The organism is Pseudomonas sp. NMI542_15 (genome assembly GCF_021283425.1).
Lineage (GTDB): Bacteria > Pseudomonadota > Gammaproteobacteria > Pseudomonadales > Pseudomonadaceae > Aquipseudomonas > Aquipseudomonas fortuita.
The window spans coordinates 1-16,321 of record NZ_JAJSRO010000041.1 but is presented as its reverse complement, the minus strand read 5'-3'; the positions used below and the strand labels follow the sequence as shown (position 1 = coordinate 16,321).

The following is a 16,321-nucleotide window of genomic DNA, read 5'->3' as shown; positions in this document are numbered from 1 at the left end:
GTAACAAAATCAGCAATCCGCCCTGGGTCAAATTTCAATCGGCAGGGTGGGTCAATTTTCCATCAGCGCCAACACACTAAGCAACCATCAGAAAATTTTGACTGTACGCCAAAAAATTCGCATCTACCAGCATCTAAACAGGCGTTGCAGGGCAATCGCATGAACGCCTGCCGATTTGAATGAGTCCTTTCCCAGCGGGCATCCTGAGCGCCTCTCTACTCAGGATGCCCTGCAATGTCGCATCACATACCAATCTCCGATGTTCTGGTCGCCATCAATGATCCCCGTCAGCAGGGCAAGATTCGTCACGACCTGGTCGAAACACTGGTCGTGGCTATCTGCGGCGTGCTTGCCGGCGCTGACACCTTCATCGAAATCGAACTCTGGGCTGAGCAGCGGCTGGACTGGTTCCGCCGTATTCTGAAACTACCCCACGGCATTCCCTCACACGACACCTTTGGACGGCTATTCAGCCTGATCGATCCAGAGGAGTTCGAGCAGGCCTTCCGCTGTTGGGTTGCGGCGATCCTACCGGCCCTTTCTCCGCAAGTGGTTGCCCTAGACGGCAAGACCAGTCGCCGCTCCGGCAAGAAAAACACGGCCCCGTTGCACCTGGTCAGCGCTTTTGCGGCTGATTCAGGGCTGATTCTCGGGCAGAGGGCGACCTCCCAGAAGTCCAACGAGAAGACCGCCATTCCTGAGCTGCTGGCCACACTGGCGCTTGAGGGCTGCACCGTGACGATCGATGCCATGGGTACCCAGCCGGACATTGCACAGGCCATTCTCGATCGCGGGGCGCACTATCTGCTGGCCATCAAGGGAAACCAGCCGAAGCTGGCCGAAGCGATCGATGACTTCGCTGACACCTTTTTGGACGGCGATCCTGCCCGGGTACCCCATGCGCACTTCGAGCATGTCGAGAAGGACCATGGCCGGCTGGAGGTTCGTCGCAGCCATGTTTTCGACCAACTCCAGTGCCTGCCACAGCCAGAACGCTGGCCAGGACTGCGCACTTTCGTGATGCTGGAGTCCGAGCGGACTGTGGGCAACCAGACCAGCCTGGAGCGCCGTTACTACATCAGCAGTCTTGCTCCGGATGCAGAGCGCATCGCACATGCCATCAGGGCGCACTGGGGCGTGGAGAACCGCGTCCACTGGTGCATGGATGTCATTTTTGGTGACGATCAGATGCGGATCCGAACCGGGCATGCTGCCCACAACATGGCCGTTCTCAAGCAACTTACATTGAATTTGATCCGGTTGGATCCGGTCAAGCGCAAGGGTGGCATCAAGGCACGAAGGCTGATTGCTGCAACCTCTGATGATTATCGGGCTGAACTATTAGGTCTCAGGTGAGCTTCATGCGATTGCCTTGACAGGCGTTGTTGATTATCATAAAACACTGACACTGTATTATATAATCGTGCTTTTGTGTTATTTTTTTAATATTTACTGATTACGTACTTGCTTAACCACTCAGTTGCGCTAGAACTAATAGACGCGAAATTTAAATCTCTAATTTTCCAACACTTAGTAAAACCTCGTTTGCCATCCCACTACCATTGTAGGAGCAAATCAGGAGACATAAAAAATTAGCGGTAGCGTGCCTGGCCCTCTAGATAAGTATTGGAGACTGTAATGAAGTTTGAAAAGTCACAGACAGCAATCGACCACCTGACTCCCGAGCAACACCGAATTACCCAGGAGGCGGGCACCGAAAGGCCCTTCACGGGCGAGTACAACGACAACAAGGAGCCTGGCATCTACGTCGACATAGTGTCGGGAGAGCCACTGTTCGCTTCGACGGACAAGTTCGATTCGGGTACTGGCTGGCCCAGCTTCACCAAGCCGATCGTTTCGGCAAACGTGAACGAGGTGCGGGACAGCGCACACGGCATGGTCCGGACGGAGGTCAGGTCAGTACACGCAGACAGTCATCTCGGCCATGTGTTCCCCGATGGTCCTTCCGACCGCGGCGGTCTGCGGTACTGCATCAACTCAGCGTCCCTTCGCTTCATCCCGCGCGACGAGATGGAGTCCGAGGGATACGGTGAATATCTCGATCAAGTAGAGGAGGCTTAACATGCATCAGCGCGCTGTTCTCGCAGGAGGATGTTTCTGGGGCATGCAGGATCTGATCCGCAAGCGGCCCGGCATCATCTCGACCCGTGTGGGTTACACGGGCGGCGATATTCCGAACGCCACGTATCGTAATCACGGCACGCATGCCGAGGGGATCGAGATTGTCTTCGACCCGACAGTGACGAGCTACCGGAACATCCTGGAATTCTTCTTCCAGATCCACGATCCGACGACGCTGAACCGCCAGGGCAATGATCGTGGGCTCTCCTACCGGTCGGGCATCTATTATGTCGACGAGGAGCAGAAGCGCGTCGCCGAGGATACGATCGCCGATGTGGATGCCTCGGGGCTGTGGGATGGCAAAGTGGTGACCGAGGTCCAGCCGGTCGGCGAGTTCTGGGAGGCCGAGCCCGATCACCAGGATTATCTGGAGAAGCGCCCGGGCGGCTACACCTGCCACTTCGTCCGTCCCGGCTGGGTGCTTCCGAAGCGCCAAAAGGTTGACGACGTACAGCCAGCGGCCGGGACCGCGGCGGAATAGGCTTCACTGCCGTTGCCACTGCGCCGATCCGGTCCGCAATCTTCGTGACCGCGTCGTTCAGCGACGCGGTCATCGAACCCTACTTCAGAGTGACGGCTCGTTCCAGTCAGTCGCCATCGCAACACCAGGATCGCAGATTTATGCCAGACCTCTCGTCCTTTCCGATCACGCAGCGCTGGCCGGCATCTCATCCCGATCGCCTGCAACTCTACGCAGCCCCTACGCCCAATGGCGTCAAGGTCTCGATCATGCTTGAGGAGACTGGCCTGGCGTACGAGCCCCACCTGATCGACATCTCGAACAACGAGTCGAAGGATCCGGCGTTCGTGTCGCTGAACCCGAACGGACGCATACCGGCGATCATCGATCCGGCTGGCCCTGACGGTAGACCCATCGCCTTATGGGAATCCGGTGCGATCCTCCTCTATCTGGCCGACAAGACGGGTCAGTTCATCTCCACCGAACCAGGCCAGCGTTACGAGACCCTAGCGTGGGTGTTCTTTCAGATGTCGGCCATCGGGCCGATGTTCGGTCAGCTCGGCTTCTTCCTGCGATTTGGCGGCAAGGACTATGAGGACAAGCGGCCGCAACAGCGCTTTATCGACGAATCCACGCGTCTGCTGGGGATTCTGGATCGCCGGCTGGAAGGCCGCGACTGGATCGTCGACGACTATTCGATCGCGGACATCGCGACGCTCGGCTGGGTGAATGCGCTGGTGGAATTCTACGCTGCGGGTGACATCCTTGGCCTCAGCAGCTTTTCGAACGTCCGCGCATGGCTTGGACGCGGGCTGGCTCGACCGGCCGTCCAGCGTGGCCTCCACATTCCCGCGAGGCCAGCATGAGCATCATCGCCGCCTATTATTACAACGAAGGCAAGCGAGTTCGCGAAATCGCGCTCGATGAGCACGTCAAGTTGGGCGAGAGTCGCTCGGGCTTCTGCTGGATCGCGCTTAGCGAACCCACCCCCGAGGAACTACTCGCGATCCAAAGGACATATAATCTTCATCCGTTGGCGATCGACAACGCGATGCACCCGCTGTGCCCGCCCAAGCTCGAGGTCTACAACGATGAGTTGTACGTCGTCGCGCAGACCGCCGAGCTGGTCGGCGACCGGATCAGCTACGGCAAGATGGCGATCTTCACCGGTCACAATCACCTTATCACCGTGCGGCACGGCAATGCCGGAGCGCTGGGCAAACTTCGGGAGCAACTCGAGGCATCGCCGACGCAGTTCGGCAAGGGTGTCGACTATGTGCTGCACGCGATCTTGCATCGCGTGGTCGACCAGTATCTGCCCATCTTCGAAATGATCGAGGACGACGTCCTGGCGATGGAGCGACGGTCGCTGCACGATTTCCTCGGGCCAGAAGAGGTGGCGCGAATCTTCGAACTAAGGTCCGAACTCACGCGGTTCCAGCGCACGCTCGGGGCTATGGCCGAGCTGGTGCGAAAGCTCGTTCGCGGCCACTTTCCCTGCATCAGCGCCGAAATGACACCATATTTCCACGACGTCGCGGACCATGTCCACCGCGTGCAGTCCATGGTCGACGGCCTCCTGCTTGTCCTGTCCACGGTCTTTGAGGCCAGCAGCCTTCTTGAAGCGCAAAGGACGGGGGTGATCACCCGCCAGCTGGCGGCTTGGGCGGCAATACTGGCAGTCCCGACGGCGATCGCTGGAATATACGGCATGAACTTTAAGCACATGCCGGAGCTGGACACGGCCTACGGATACTTTGTCGTGCTCGGAGTGATAGCGATATCGTGCGTTTTCCTATTTGTGCGCTTCAAGAAGGCTAAGTGGCTGTGAATACTGCCCATCGTTTTCTTCGCCGTCATCTGACGGTTACAGCGGGCCTTATACGGAAGCTTGTCCAATCCAACTCAAGATGAAGGTGCGTCCATGACATAGCAGCTGACCGACGCTCTACAAGCAGTTCAGTCCTTCATCGCCAAGGGCTAAGACCGCGAATAGCGCGTCAAGGACAGCAATCTCGTCGATCTCGAGCCAGGATCAACCATCGGTCCGTGCGGCATCTGCGTCGACGCGGCGTTTCGCCTCGGAAGCGGTGATGATGGCGATAACGCCTCCACCCTCTACGCGATCACCGATCCGGCGACCGAGCATAAGGGCCTGTTGATCGACGTGTTCGATGAAATCTGCTACCGCGACCCAGTTCAAGAGTCGGGACCTCAATGTAGAAGAAGTTGACTAACGAGCATTCGCGTCATCCGATCAAGCAAGCTGGAGACATTTATGAAAGCCATTGGTTACAAGGTTCCGGGACCCATCGCCGCGGATGCCGCGCTGGTCGACATCAATCTGCCTCGGCCTGTCGCTGCAGGATACGATATCCTGGTTGAGGTGAAGGCCGTCTCGGTCAACCCGGTCGACTACAAGGTCCGCAACAGCACGCCGCCGGCAGATGGCGATTGGAAGGTGCTGGGATGGGATGCCGCCGGGATTGTGCGCGAGGTCGGCCCCGACGTCACGCAGTTCGAGTTAGGCGACGAGGTCTATTATGCCGGATCGATCACACGGCCCGGTACCAATGCGGAGTTCCATCTCGTCGACGCCCGGATTGTCGGTCACAAACCTGCGTCGCTCTCCTGGGCGGAAGCGGCGGCGCTGCCGCTGACGACGTTGACGGCCTGGGAGGCGATGTTCGACCGCCTGGACGTGGCGAAGCCCGTACCCGGTGCGGCGGAGGCGATCCTCATCATCGGTGGCGCGGGCGGGGTTGGGTCGATCGCCGTCCAGATCGCGCGACAGCGCACGGACCTCACCGTCATCGCCACAGCCTCTCGACCGGAAACCCAAGAGTGGGTAAGAGGGCTTGGAGCTCACCACGTCATCGACCATTCTCGTCCGCTCGCGCCACAGATCGCCGAACTCGGCATCGGTGCTCCCGCTTTCGTCTTTTCGACCACACATACCGAGCAACATGTCGCCGACATCGCCGAACTGATCGCCCCACAAGGACGGTTCGGACTGATCGACGATCCCAAGGCATTCGATATCATGGTTTTCAAGCGCAAGGCGGTGTCGATCCACCACGAGCTGATGTTCACGCGGTCGATCTACGGCACGCCCGACATGAATGAGCAGGGCGAGATTCTGGATGCGATGGCAGCGCTGGTTGACGACGGCAAAATCCGCACGACGCTGACCCGGCGACTGTCGCCGATCAATGCCGCCAATCTGAAGACGGTGCATGCACTGATCGAAAGTGGCGCGGCTAAAGGCAAGATCGTCCTCGAAGGCTTCTAACGACCGCGATCGCCAAACATCTTGTCCAACCTCAAAAAGCCGAACGGGTTATGCCCCAGCGATGAGAATCCCATGACCAAATCTATTGCCACCGCCTCGATCAACCGCGAAACCGCAGTCGCCCTCATCGACGCGGCGCTCGCTGCGGCCCGTGCCATCGGCATCCCGGCTGCCGTCGCCGTCGTCGACGCCACCGGTAACCTGCGCGCGTTCGAGCGCACCGACGATGCGCCGTTCCTTACCGTCGATGTTGCCATCGACAAGGCCTGGAGTTCCGCCTCGTTTGGGTTCCCGACCCATGTCTGGAACGACTATGTGACCAACGATCCAAAAGTGGCGCCGCTAGCCTATCGCCCTCGGATGGTCGCTGTCGGCGGCGGTTATCCGATTCTGGAGGATGGGAAGTTGATCGGCGGCATAGGCATCTCCGGAGGCAACTATCAGCAGGATCAGGATGCGTGCGTCGAGGCACTCATGAAAATCGGGTTCCAGTTGCCAGCCTGACGACTGTGAGGCCATCACCGGTGGTAATGGCCAACAGATCCAACCTTTGAGAGGCCTAATGATGGAAGCGTTCGTCGTCTTTACGCGGGAAGAAACCAGCGACCCACATGCACTCGCAACCTATTCTGCAGGCGTCGGACCATCGTTCGATGGTCACGACGTTACCTTTCTCGCCGCTTATGGCGCGATCCAGCATTTGGAGGGGCCGCCCATCGAAGGGGCCGTAATCTTGCGTTTCCCGACGATGCAGGCCGCTCGCGACTGGTATGACAGTCCCGCCTACCAAACCATCGCTGCTCAACGCTTTGCCGGTTCCCGTTACCGCGCCTTTATCATTGAAGGGCGGCGGTGACATACCGACAGAAGCACTTCGGCGCTGACCACGAGGTATCGGCGTGTGAACTCGCATCTTGGGAATCTGTGGGGGGGACCAAGACAGCGGCGCTAGGGGCTCATATCGTCGATCGGATCAGAGAGTTGCTCGGCGAGAATGGGTTATCTATTGCCGAGCTGACGGAGCGGAGCCGCCCTCTCCCAACGGATTGATTCAATCGTTGACGCTCCTCCTATCCGGATCCGGGTTTTCGCACGCTGATCAACAGAGTTACAGCGCGCAACGCCTGTAGTGGGCATCAGGGGATGGGTGGCAATCAGGATGATTGCCCACCTTCCAACGATTAACCTTGCTCAAGTTGCTTCACTAGTCGCTCCGCGTCGAGATGGAAGTCCGAGAAAACAATGCTACCGCCAGCGTCGATAACCGTAAACCACGGAGTTCCTCGTGTGCGGTAGTCTTCCATGAAGGTTGGAAACGGCGAGCCGGTCGGTTGCTCGTCGTGACCGAAAACGATAGGAAGCTCATACTTGAGCTGGTTCACGCGCAACTTCTCGAAGGTATTCTCATGCGTTCCTTCGAAGACGGTCTGGATCACTGCGAACCCCACGTCTTTTGAGCTCAACGCTGCATGCAACTTTTGTAGCGTCGGAAACCCATGCAAATGGCAACCTTGGCACCAATGCTGGAAGGCAAACAAGATTTTCGGGCCGGGCCCGATATCTGACAGTTTGAACGGCGCGATACTTTCCCCATCTTTGCCAATCCATTTTTGCACCCGCAGCTCAGGCGCTTGTCGTTCGATCTCGTTCATCTGATCCTCCAACCCCGATACAGAAGCTTAGTGGATGATCGCGCGTCGCGACGGTGCGCGAACGTCCGACCTTATTTTCCCTATTTCCTGAAGCCAGAATAGATCAGATCGACATTTCGTCCTTAATATACTCAAGCTGCCGGCGAGCGCGAACTGGGCAACCATGCGCTGGTGAGCCTTGAGCTTTGCACGCTGCCCATCCGTTTGAGAGCGAACCTGCAACTTCCGCTCCGCATACCGCAGATCAGCGTACGCAGCCTTGGGGTTATCTACCCTATAGCCATTGGGTATTGGGAATCATGCTGGCCTGACGCTATGTTCGATACGCGATTTTTTACGATGATAGAGCATCTGTATCTGATTTTTAGTCGATTGGCTTATTCGGCGGATGTGCGGGCAAATGCTTTACGCAGAGTACTGAAATGAAGGCCGGCTTCGGTCTGCCGTATCGAGCAAGAGGGGTCACTATGGTCACCAGAGGTTTCACCGGTCGCGGTTCAGGCGACCAGTCCGATCGGATTCCGCCAGGTCAGCATCTGGTGGAGGATTTCCCTGTTCTGTCGGCCGGCCCTACGCCGAGGGTAGAGCCCTCCGACTGGAAATTCACAGTCAAAATTGGTCCGAAGCCCGTCAAAACGTGGAATTGGGGCGAATTCAACACTCTACCAAAGACCCAGGTGACAAAGGATATTCACTGCGTCACCTCTTGGTCCAAACTGGATACCGTTTGGGAGGGTGTACTCATTGAAGACATCCTTGCAGATGCAGAGCTTGATCGGCCTACCGATTTCGTCTTGGCGCACTGCTACGATAATTATTCGACAAACGTCCCTCTGACGGATCTGCTTTCCGGGAAAGCGATGGTCGCCCTCAGTTATGCGGGCAAGCCACTTTCCCGCGATCATGGGGGGCCGGCGCGTCTTCTAGTGCCGCACCTTTACTTCTGGAAATCCGCCAAATGGGTGAATGCGCTGCAATTCACGACGCGTGACGAGGCCGGCTTTTGGGAGCTGCACGGCTATCACATCTACGGCGATCCGTGGCGCGAACAACGATACACCCATGACTGAAAACGAAGCGCAAGTCCGTTCGTGGCAATCATGCGTGATCGACGACATCATCCAGCAAACACCGAGTATCAAGAGCTTCTTCCTTCGGTTGAGCAAGCCGTTCGCGCACACCGCAGGTCAGCACGTCGATATCCGGCTGACCGCGCCCGACGGCTACAGTGCAATGCGCAGCTACTCGATCGCGTCATCGGCAGTTTCGACCCCGATCGTCGAGATAGCTATCGAGCGCATGCCGGATGCCGAAGTTTCGCCGTTTTTTCACGACATCGCGGCGATTGGTGACGAAATCGAAGTTCGCGGTCCGCTCGGTGGCCATTTCCTTTGGCCTGAGCCTGCCATAGATCCGGTTCTGTTGATCGGGGGAGGCTCCGGCCTCGTGCCGTTGATGGCAATGATCCGGCAGCGCCGCGCATTGGCCCAAGCCGTTCCGACAGCGTTGCTCCTGTCCGCACGAACCGCCGAGGACGTTCTCTTCTCAGAAGAACTTCATTGCATCGAAATCAGCGATCCGGCGTTCGTCCTGGCGCTCGCGATTACGCGCGAGAAACCGGTTCGCGCATCGGACTTTGCGCGACGGATCGACGGCATGATGGTCCAAGAAATTCTAACCAGGCTTCAGGGAAAGCCGACGCAAGTGTTCGTCTGCGGGTCTAACGGATTCGTCAACATCGCAACCGATAGCGCGCTGCTGGCGGGCTTGGACGCCTCCATCATCAAGACGGAGCGCTACGGGGGCTAGCGGCGCGAGCTATCTCACGTCGCGCCGATCGTAGACGTGCGCCCTGGGAAGCTTTGGCGATCAACGTGAACCGTTTTGCCGAACACAGTCTTCGTACCCCCCGGCCTCTAGAACGCCTTCGCTCGCGATACCTGGCTCGACATCAAGCTCAATTTGAAAGTTCCTGCACTATCCGTCGTCCTGATATGCTCGACCAGCATGATGGGCGATTCGAGCGGGACCGCTTCCGTCCCAATCGAGGCTCGGTTACCTTAGAGCATCGGCTCGGCGCTACAGGAGGCGCGTGCGGCCTCTGCCTGGCGGTGAAAGCACTTTGGGCCATGTCGCCTGGATAGCGGCCAATCGTCAGCATCTGCTCCGATGTCGGCCAAGGTGCAGTCGCCATCTTTGAACGCCGCGAATTGGAGATCAACGCCATGACAGCGATCCGCGTGCAACTGCCGGAGATGCAATATGACAACTGATGTATTGCTGTACACCACGAATTGGTGCCCGTTCTGCCGCCGAGCGAAGGCGCTCCTCAAGGAAAAGGGCGTGCGATGGAAGGAGCTCGATATTGAGGCGGATCCGGCTCACCGGCAGGCCATGGCGGAAGCGTCGGGGCGAAGCTCCGTGCCGCAGATCTTCATCAATGGCACCCTTATCGGTGGCTCCGATGAGCTATTCGCGCTCGATGTCAGAGGCGAGCTCGACAAACTTCTCGGACGCAACCCGCCTGCCACCTGAGGAGGTGCGGCTTGGGGCAGCCAGCCCGCGAGCCTTCGCCGGTTGATGAATACAAAAGGAGAGTCCGTTGGTCTCAGCCATCTGGAAAGACACTACTATCGCCACAAGCGACGAAACAGTCATCGTCGAGGGAAATCACTACTTCCCACCGTCAGGAGTCGACCTGAGCCTGCTTGAGATGAGCCCGCACACATCTGTCTGTCCGATCAAAGGCGCCGCGCGCTTCTTTCATGTTCGCGCGGGTGACGCGCTCAACGTGAACGCCGCTTGGACCTATCCCGCCCCCACTCCGGATGCCGAGGGTATCCGGGATTACATCGCTTTCTGGAAAGGCGTGGACGTTGCCTAGCAGACTGGACGGACGACTTCGCTGATAGCCATGCGGGCGCCGACATCTCAATTATCTTGCCCACCCCGGGCCTCGTCGGCTGCAGGAATCTGCCCGGCACCTTAGCGCGACCCGGCACTGGCGGTCTCGCACCCGCCGCGCCTCTGTTCTATCAATAAGGATGGATGACATGGAGCATTCCGAGTTCGATGCCGCTTTCGCGAAGCTTGCGGAGGGATACAGAGAAGGGACTTATGAAGGCCGGCGTTTCAGCTTGATCGTCCGGCGATCTGGGGACGGACGTCGCAACAGTCTGTTCGCCAGGGAGTTGGACGGGACTGACATTGTCAGCTTCAACCTCTTCCGCGTTACATCAGATAGGACATTGTTGAAGCCGTGCGAAATGTCCGCCGAAAAGGTCGTAGCGTTCGTGCTGGAGTTCCGACCGGACACCTGACGGGCAGAAGAAGATCCCGGCCAACCGGCGCGCCTGCGACGGCCGGCTATCTAAGGCTGCGCAAGCCTATAGCCGCAGCTCATTGCACTTCGTCTGGCGAGGAATTCAACATCGATACGTCGCCATCCGCGGGGATATCGGTACAGGCGCCCGTGTAAGCCAGATTGAGAAATCCTAAGCGATGACTAACACCAATGACGCCACCCTTCCGACACATTCTATTCTTGAGGAATGCACAGCGATGGCTGTCGTCAACGCTCTGAAGATTATTCTGAAGAACAGCTACGCGATCTACCTTAAGACAAAAAATGCCACTCGGGCGCATCCCGCCCCTACTTCAGGGACTTTCACTTGCTTCTCGCTCTGTCACTCACAGCATCGGCACGCCCATGACGCATGGTATCCAGGCCTCATAATTTTCCCATATAACCTTCTTGTCTTTTGCGCACCCAGAAAGACTCGAGGCTTTAACTGGACAGATGAGCCCTCGAGGGTAGTGTTCACCTGATTGGCTTTCTCATATCTGATGTTGATTCGCACAGTGTGCCAACCAGGTGATAGTTTCAAAAAACCTGCGCTTCAGAGCGAATTAGACGATCTTCGATAAGAGCGATCCGCCTCAAAATCCAAAACATCTAACATTGTCCTAGAGCCATATTTGTACCTAGTACTATGGCGCTCCCATTAACACATTTGATGATGCACAGAAAACTTAGCTCATGATAGCTTTCAGCTAACAGCTATTCGGAAGCCCGAAAGGATTCAACCGTTTAAGCGTGAACCGTCGATTATAAATACTTTCGTAAGTTAGCTTTAAAGGACGCTTTTAGTCCTTGTAAATACGCATTACGACTCCACAGCTACCAAATCCATACGGCGCCAGCAACCATTAAAACACCCGACACTACTAAAACAATAGTAGAGGCGCGATTGCTGCCTTTCAAAGTATGACCAACACCCACATCCATAACTAGGTGTCGAATTCCGGCTACGAGATGATAAATAAATGAAGAGTATACCAACCAGAAACTAACTTTGCCGAAAGGTGAAGAAAAAATCTCCTTGACTTCATTAAAACCCTTTTCTGACTCCAACGATTTGCTCAGCATATACAGTATCAGTCCCAGAAAAATAAAGAGCATAATTCCTGAAATCCGGTGCAGAATCGATGTAAGCGCCGTGAGAGGAAGCTGAATGGTTCGAATATCAAGATTAACCGGCCGCTTTTTATTCATTTTGACTCCAGTCAACAATTCTAGTGGGGGATTTCAGTTTTCGATCTCATTCATCATAGCAGCTGTAACTAAGGCTGGCGGCGACAATAATGGAGATATTCGGGGCTTACGTTGCATTTTGAGGTCGCAAGTGCATGTGCGTAAATTGAAGCAAATTGCAAGGTTATGCCCAATAGGTAGCTAGCTTATTAATTTAACAAAAGTGACGTGTGTCGTTCTGCAGGGCATGCTGTTCCCCCAATGTCATCAACCTAAGCTGCAGCCCTGCCCAAGGCAAGCCCCCCGAAGCAGCCAGCCGCCATGGCCGTCGGGCGATGACCAGGCCTCTGCCGCTCAATCAGGCGGTCTAACTGGGCTGGCGGTGATGTGATCATCGTCTGTTCCGGCTGTCTAGGCGAGATTTCTCGTTCTCCGGACGAGCCTATGCCGACCGCTTGTGGCCAGCTTTTTTTTGCACGGAGGTTGGGCGGTGGTGTTTCTTCAGCGCGTCGGTTTGTAGCCCTCACAACCTCGGCTGGCTGCGCGTTTGCGTTGGCGCGCAAAGCTACGGTCTGAGCGTACGGCACTGAGGCTTTTAGCCATCAAGGCCAGCACATTGCTCAGCCCCTGAGCACAGTGCCGCACCAGCAGCTCGACCAGGGTATTTTTGAGCCGTGACACGCCTTGGGTGAAGTTGACTTTCCATCGCAGCTTGCGGCCTTTGTGGCGCTGTTCGATGACTGGCTGTAGCAGGTGCTGCATCAACAGCGCCAGGTTCTTCAACAGTTGAGCGGCATGAAAGTCCTGCTTTACAGCGGTCACGCTGCGGCCGCTGAAGTTGTCCAGCGTCAGGGTTTGTTTGAGGCGACGGAAGTCGGTTTCGATGCCCCAGCGGCGGTGGTAAAGCTCGGCAAACACCTCAGCGGGAAAGGCTTCTCGATCCAGCAACGAGGTCAGCAATACCTCGCTTTCGCCGTTGGCCAACTCGACCCGGATCAGTCTCAGCTCGATCTGGCTGGCAGGATCAACGCCAGCCTCGGAGCAGAACAGACGTGCTTCAGGATGGTTGGCCACGAAAAGCTGTGTGTCTTCAACTTGGCCAGAGTGTAGAAACGCTTTGACCTGGGCGTTATAGCCACAGGGCAGGCGCATCAGAAAGTGCCGCTGTTGCTGCGCGAACAGCGCGAATAACCAGTGCCCAGGGTAACCACGGTCAAACAGCGTCAGGCTGTCAGCCGGCAGGTGCTAAAGGTGCAGATGGGCACAGTCGCGCTCGCCGACGGTCAGGGGCACGATCAGGCTATGCAGGGTTTGACCGTCAGCGACTTCGTAGAGTGTGGACAAGCGAGCCATGGGAAAGCCAGAGTGACTGCCAAAGAAGGTCGCCATGGTCGACTCCAGGGGTAAATGCACGGTCGAGCCATCCACCGCGAGCACCCTCAGCCCACGCCACTTCTGGCGCAGCCCGAAGCAGTCAATTTGTTGCTGCAGGAGGCGATTGAGACTTTCAAATACCTCGGGGTTGAGCTTTTTGCGCGCTTTGCAGAAGGCCTGCGCAGTGACCATTTGCGTCTCAGTCGACGCCTGATTGAGTACGCGATAGAACTGATCGAGTTCGGTTTGCAGGGCCGTGCGCGGCTGATTGAGCAGGAACAGGACGAGGTTCTTGAAGGTGAGCTGGCGTCGGCGGGTAAAGTCTTGAGGATTCTGGCGGTGGGCGGCGATGAAGGCGGGACAATCGAGCGGACTGGTTACTTTTTGTACAATTTTCAAACCAGGGCTTGGCTGGCGGTGTCAAGCGATGCGGTATAGGTAGTCAAAAGGGCTTCTCCCATGCACTGATTTGAGCGCTAATTATATGATATTTATGGATAATTTCCAAAGTTGATGACATTGGCTGTTCCCCAACCCTGGAAAACCTATCCTCTTTAACACGTCAAAGTCGATTGATAGGCTTGCTGCAACAGCTATCTGCCCGGTTGAAGTCGAAGATCGATGTATCTGTAGGGTTTGGAAATAAATGCGGGCGCCCACCGCACTCACGGCTCAGTTACCATTCTTTGTGCATCGCGGCCGCGCGGCTAGTTGGTAGCTGTTCTAAGCCTAGTCAGTGCCGCCCTTCGCCCCAAGCCCCATAGTCAGATTTGAGAAATGACAGTAGGCGATGCCGCAACGCGCTTCATCGACCTATGTAAAACGACTCCTTTATCGAAATAGTGCACTCATCGCTCTCCACGGCGATCCCTTCATCGCGAATTGCACCGCCCAAGACGATCTGCACTGAAATCAATACTTTCTGATGCCTCTTGATTAGAGATGCCAGCCATAATAATCTCATCGCCAACGCATACGGCGTTCGGCAGCCAACACACTCTCACTCACTACTGGAAGCTCAGACATGAAAACCATAGGCATTGAAAACTCGAAGTCCAGCGTACAGGCCCACTTAACGCTTGGAACCAAAACTATGGGGCTAGGTATCTATGGCGCGTACTTGGCTCTCGCTATTATTTACTTCTGGTTCGGCGGCATGAAATTTACCCACTACGAGGCCGAGGGCCTGGTTCCACTGGTGAGCAACAGCCCGCTTTTGGGATGGGTGTATAGCATTTTTTCGGTCGACATGTTCTCCAGCCTGCTCGGCATACTAGAGATTTCGATCGGCACTCTGATCGCAGGCCGCATGCTGTCGCCCAAACTATCCGTGGTAGGAGGCGCTCTGTCTGCAGGCCTGTTCTTCACAACCCTTAGCTTTATGTTTTCCACTCCGGGCGTCATTGAGCCTAGTTTAGGGTTTCCGGCGATTTCCGTTGCGCCAGGTCAGTTTCTGCTTAAAGACTTAGGGTTGCTTGCTGTTTCGATATTTGTGGCAGGCCATTCGCTGGTTGAACTGGAAAAACGTAAAATTAATGCATAATTTTTTCAATGGCTTAAGGCAGTAATGCCTTAGGCCTTTTTGCCATCATTTTCCCCCGCCAGATCTTTCAACCAGTCACGAGGGCTCAACCCCGTCTTGCGTCTAAATGCGCGAGACAGCGCCGAAGGACTTTCGTAGCCGACTTGAGCTGCAATCAGCGTAATCGAGCGCCCTTCTCGCATCAGCTTCTGAGCCAGGCTAACTCGCCAACTCAACAAATAATCAGCAGGCGTCTGTCCGATGACACTCTTGAAATGCACGGCATACGCAGCGCGTGACATATTTGACTCACTGGCCAGCTCTGCTATTGACCAGGCATGTTCCGGGGAGTTGTGCATCTGTAAAAGCGATCGGGCAAGCCGCATGTCGGCCAGTCCAGCCATCATTCCGGTGCGCAACTGGTGATGATCGAGCAGGTAACGGAGCAACAGAATGATTAGGAGCTCAAATAAGCGCTCAAGCGCGGCTTCCCTTCCACAATGCACATTTGCCGCCTCGGCAAACATCCACTCCAACGTGTCTGCCAGCATGGGCAGATCATCGAGTGCGAGCACCAAACAGTCCGGTAATGAAGCCGACAAAGGATTATCAATTCCGCCCTCAAACTCCATGGAAGCACACAACAACTTTGCGCCATCGGACTCACCCGCAAACAATTGATGCTTGGCGGGGCGTGGCATAAAAATCAAGCTAGGGCGAGTGAGCTGCAAATCCTTGCGATCGGGACCAAGCAACGTCACGCTGCCGGCCTGAAGCAGATGGATATAACCTCGCCGCTCGGCGCCATCGTAAGATGCAGAGCCGCATAGGTCGCCGTCATAGAACAGATTGGCCCGCACGCCGAACCGCGAGAGCAAATTAGACAAACGATCCATTGGCCGATCCTTGACGAGTCAGAACGCACAGACCATACCATTGTTGCCGCTGACCGAAAACTGACCCAGTAGAGGCTGTTCTGCCGACTGAAAACTGACCCAGGTGTTCAACTGCTTCTGCTCAATTTTTGAGCAGGAGAACACAGGGTGATCAGTATGGAAATGATGGGCAAAATTCGCCGGATGTATTTCCGCGACAAGCTGTCGCTGCATGAGATAGCCAAGCGCACCGGGTTGGCGCGCAACACGATTCGCAAGTGGGTCAGAGCACCTGAGGCCAAGCCGCCGGTCTACCAACGCCGCGCGATCTTCAACAAACTCAGCCCTTTTCACGCCACGCTGGAGCAGGCGCTAAAAGCCGATTCGCTGCGGCCCAAGCAACAGCGGCGCAGTGCCAAGGCGCTGTTGGCGCAAATCAAAGCCGAAGGTTATGACGGTGGCTACAGCCA

The 16,321-nt window shown here is 56.2% G+C and carries 19 protein-coding genes and 2 pseudogenes; 16 read left to right on the top strand and 5 right to left on the bottom strand.

Going from position 1 to position 16,321, the window contains the following annotated elements:
* The 6 genes from LU684_RS29800 to LU684_RS29775 form a co-directional block, all read left to right on the top strand.
* On the top strand, positions 1-183 hold a 183-nt coding region (locus LU684_RS29800), incomplete at its 5' end, for a hypothetical protein (protein WP_222436701.1).
* 51 nt (positions 184-234) lie between these two features.
* The gene (locus LU684_RS29795; protein WP_076611919.1) at positions 235-1,356 is read left to right on the top strand and encodes an ISAs1-like element ISPa60 family transposase; all 1,122 of its coding nucleotides are present in this window, start codon (positions 235-237) and stop codon (positions 1,354-1,356) included.
* 282 nt (positions 1,357-1,638) lie between these two features.
* Positions 1,639-2,082 (top strand): peptide-methionine (R)-S-oxide reductase MsrB, encoded by a 444-nt coding sequence (msrB, locus tag LU684_RS29790; protein ID WP_003464965.1) that lies wholly within the window; start codon positions 1,639-1,641, stop codon positions 2,080-2,082.
* A gap of 1 nt (position 2,083) precedes the next feature.
* Positions 2,084-2,623, top strand: a complete 540-nt coding sequence (gene msrA / locus LU684_RS29785; RefSeq protein ID WP_003464967.1) for a peptide-methionine (S)-S-oxide reductase MsrA — start codon at positions 2,084-2,086, stop codon at positions 2,621-2,623.
* 140 nt (positions 2,624-2,763) lie between these two features.
* Positions 2,764-3,468 carry a glutathione S-transferase N-terminal domain-containing protein gene (locus LU684_RS29780; RefSeq protein WP_003464969.1) on the top strand — a complete coding sequence of 235 codons (705 nt, stop codon included), beginning with the start codon at positions 2,764-2,766 and terminating at the stop codon, positions 3,466-3,468.
* Entirely contained in the window at positions 3,465-4,433 is a 969-nt protein-coding gene (locus tag LU684_RS29775) for a magnesium and cobalt transport protein CorA (protein ID WP_003464971.1), read from the top strand. The genes LU684_RS29780 and LU684_RS29775 overlap by 4 nt, the downstream gene beginning before the upstream one ends.
* A 204-nt stretch (positions 4,434-4,637) precedes the next feature.
* Here LU684_RS29775 and LU684_RS29770 read toward each other — a convergent pair whose 3' ends face one another.
* Positions 4,638-4,805, bottom strand: coding sequence for a hypothetical protein (locus tag LU684_RS29770; RefSeq protein WP_016487060.1), 168 nt, complete (start codon positions 4,803-4,805; stop codon positions 4,638-4,640).
* A 75-nt stretch (positions 4,806-4,880) separates the two neighbouring features.
* Here LU684_RS29770 and LU684_RS29765 point away from each other — a divergent pair, with 75 nt between their 5' ends.
* The 3 genes from LU684_RS29765 to LU684_RS29755 all read left to right on the top strand — a co-directional run bounded on the left by LU684_RS29765 (position 4,881) and on the right by LU684_RS29755 (position 6,750).
* Positions 4,881-5,894 carry a zinc-binding alcohol dehydrogenase family protein gene (locus LU684_RS29765; RefSeq protein ID WP_002118279.1) on the top strand — a complete coding sequence of 338 codons (1,014 nt, stop codon included), beginning with the start codon at positions 4,881-4,883 and terminating at the stop codon, positions 5,892-5,894.
* 72 nt (positions 5,895-5,966) lie between these two features.
* Positions 5,967-6,398: a GlcG/HbpS family heme-binding protein gene (locus LU684_RS29760; protein ID WP_005006001.1), complete on the top strand. Its 432-nt coding sequence runs from the start codon at positions 5,967-5,969 to the stop codon at positions 6,396-6,398.
* A gap of 61 nt (positions 6,399-6,459) precedes the next feature.
* Positions 6,460-6,750, top strand: coding sequence for a DUF1330 domain-containing protein (locus LU684_RS29755; RefSeq protein WP_005005999.1), 291 nt, complete (start codon positions 6,460-6,462; stop codon positions 6,748-6,750).
* Between the two features lie 325 nt (positions 6,751-7,075).
* Here LU684_RS29755 and LU684_RS29750 read toward each other — a convergent pair whose 3' ends face one another.
* Entirely contained in the window at positions 7,076-7,546 is a 471-nt protein-coding gene (locus tag LU684_RS29750) for a TlpA family protein disulfide reductase (RefSeq protein WP_003464979.1), read from the bottom strand.
* A 422-nt stretch (positions 7,547-7,968) separates the two neighbouring features.
* On the opposite strand from LU684_RS29750, the gene LU684_RS29745 reads away from it, so the two are divergent.
* The 5 genes from LU684_RS29745 (at position 7,969) to LU684_RS29725 (ending at position 10,866) form a co-directional block, all read left to right on the top strand.
* Positions 7,969-8,616 carry a sulfite oxidase-like oxidoreductase gene (locus LU684_RS29745; protein ID WP_002118288.1) on the top strand — a complete coding sequence of 216 codons (648 nt, stop codon included), beginning with the start codon at positions 7,969-7,971 and terminating at the stop codon, positions 8,614-8,616.
* Positions 8,609-9,355, top strand: a complete 747-nt coding sequence (locus LU684_RS29740) for a ferredoxin reductase (protein WP_002118292.1) — start codon at positions 8,609-8,611, stop codon at positions 9,353-9,355. The genes LU684_RS29745 and LU684_RS29740 overlap by 8 nt, the downstream gene beginning before the upstream one ends.
* Before the next feature lie 453 nt (positions 9,356-9,808).
* Complete coding sequence (grxC, locus tag LU684_RS29735; RefSeq protein ID WP_005005995.1) at positions 9,809-10,081, top strand: glutaredoxin 3; 273 nt, start codon at positions 9,809-9,811, stop codon at positions 10,079-10,081.
* A 67-nt stretch (positions 10,082-10,148) separates the two neighbouring features.
* Positions 10,149-10,430, top strand: coding sequence for a DUF427 domain-containing protein (locus LU684_RS29730; RefSeq protein ID WP_003464986.1), 282 nt, complete (start codon positions 10,149-10,151; stop codon positions 10,428-10,430).
* Positions 10,431-10,599: 169 nt separating this feature from the next.
* A complete protein-coding gene (locus tag LU684_RS29725; RefSeq protein ID WP_003464988.1) occupies positions 10,600-10,866 on the top strand; it encodes a hypothetical protein in 267 nt (88 codons plus the stop codon).
* An 860-nt stretch (positions 10,867-11,726) separates the two neighbouring features.
* Here the strand turns inward: LU684_RS29725 and sdhC are convergent.
* Positions 11,727-12,101: a succinate dehydrogenase, cytochrome b556 subunit gene (gene sdhC, locus LU684_RS29720; protein ID WP_005005993.1), complete on the bottom strand. Its 375-nt coding sequence runs from the start codon at positions 12,099-12,101 to the stop codon at positions 11,727-11,729.
* 480 nt (positions 12,102-12,581) lie between these two features.
* Positions 12,582-13,853 (bottom strand): annotated as a pseudogene (locus tag LU684_RS29715) (IS4-like element ISPa1635 family transposase).
* Positions 13,854-14,478: 625 nt separating this feature from the next.
* Here LU684_RS29715 and LU684_RS29710 point away from each other — a divergent pair.
* Complete coding sequence (locus tag LU684_RS29710) at positions 14,479-14,997, top strand: YkgB family protein (RefSeq protein ID WP_003464991.1); 519 nt, start codon at positions 14,479-14,481, stop codon at positions 14,995-14,997.
* 29 nt (positions 14,998-15,026) lie between these two features.
* Here LU684_RS29710 and LU684_RS29705 read toward each other — a convergent pair whose 3' ends face one another.
* Positions 15,027-15,872 carry an AraC family transcriptional regulator gene (locus LU684_RS29705; RefSeq protein ID WP_003464995.1) on the bottom strand — a complete coding sequence of 282 codons (846 nt, stop codon included), beginning with the start codon at positions 15,870-15,872 and terminating at the stop codon, positions 15,027-15,029.
* Positions 15,873-16,037: 165 nt separating this feature from the next.
* On the opposite strand from LU684_RS29705, the pseudogene LU684_RS29700 reads away from it, so the two are divergent.
* Positions 16,038-16,321: pseudogene (locus LU684_RS29700) on the top strand (IS21 family transposase); the annotation flags it as partial.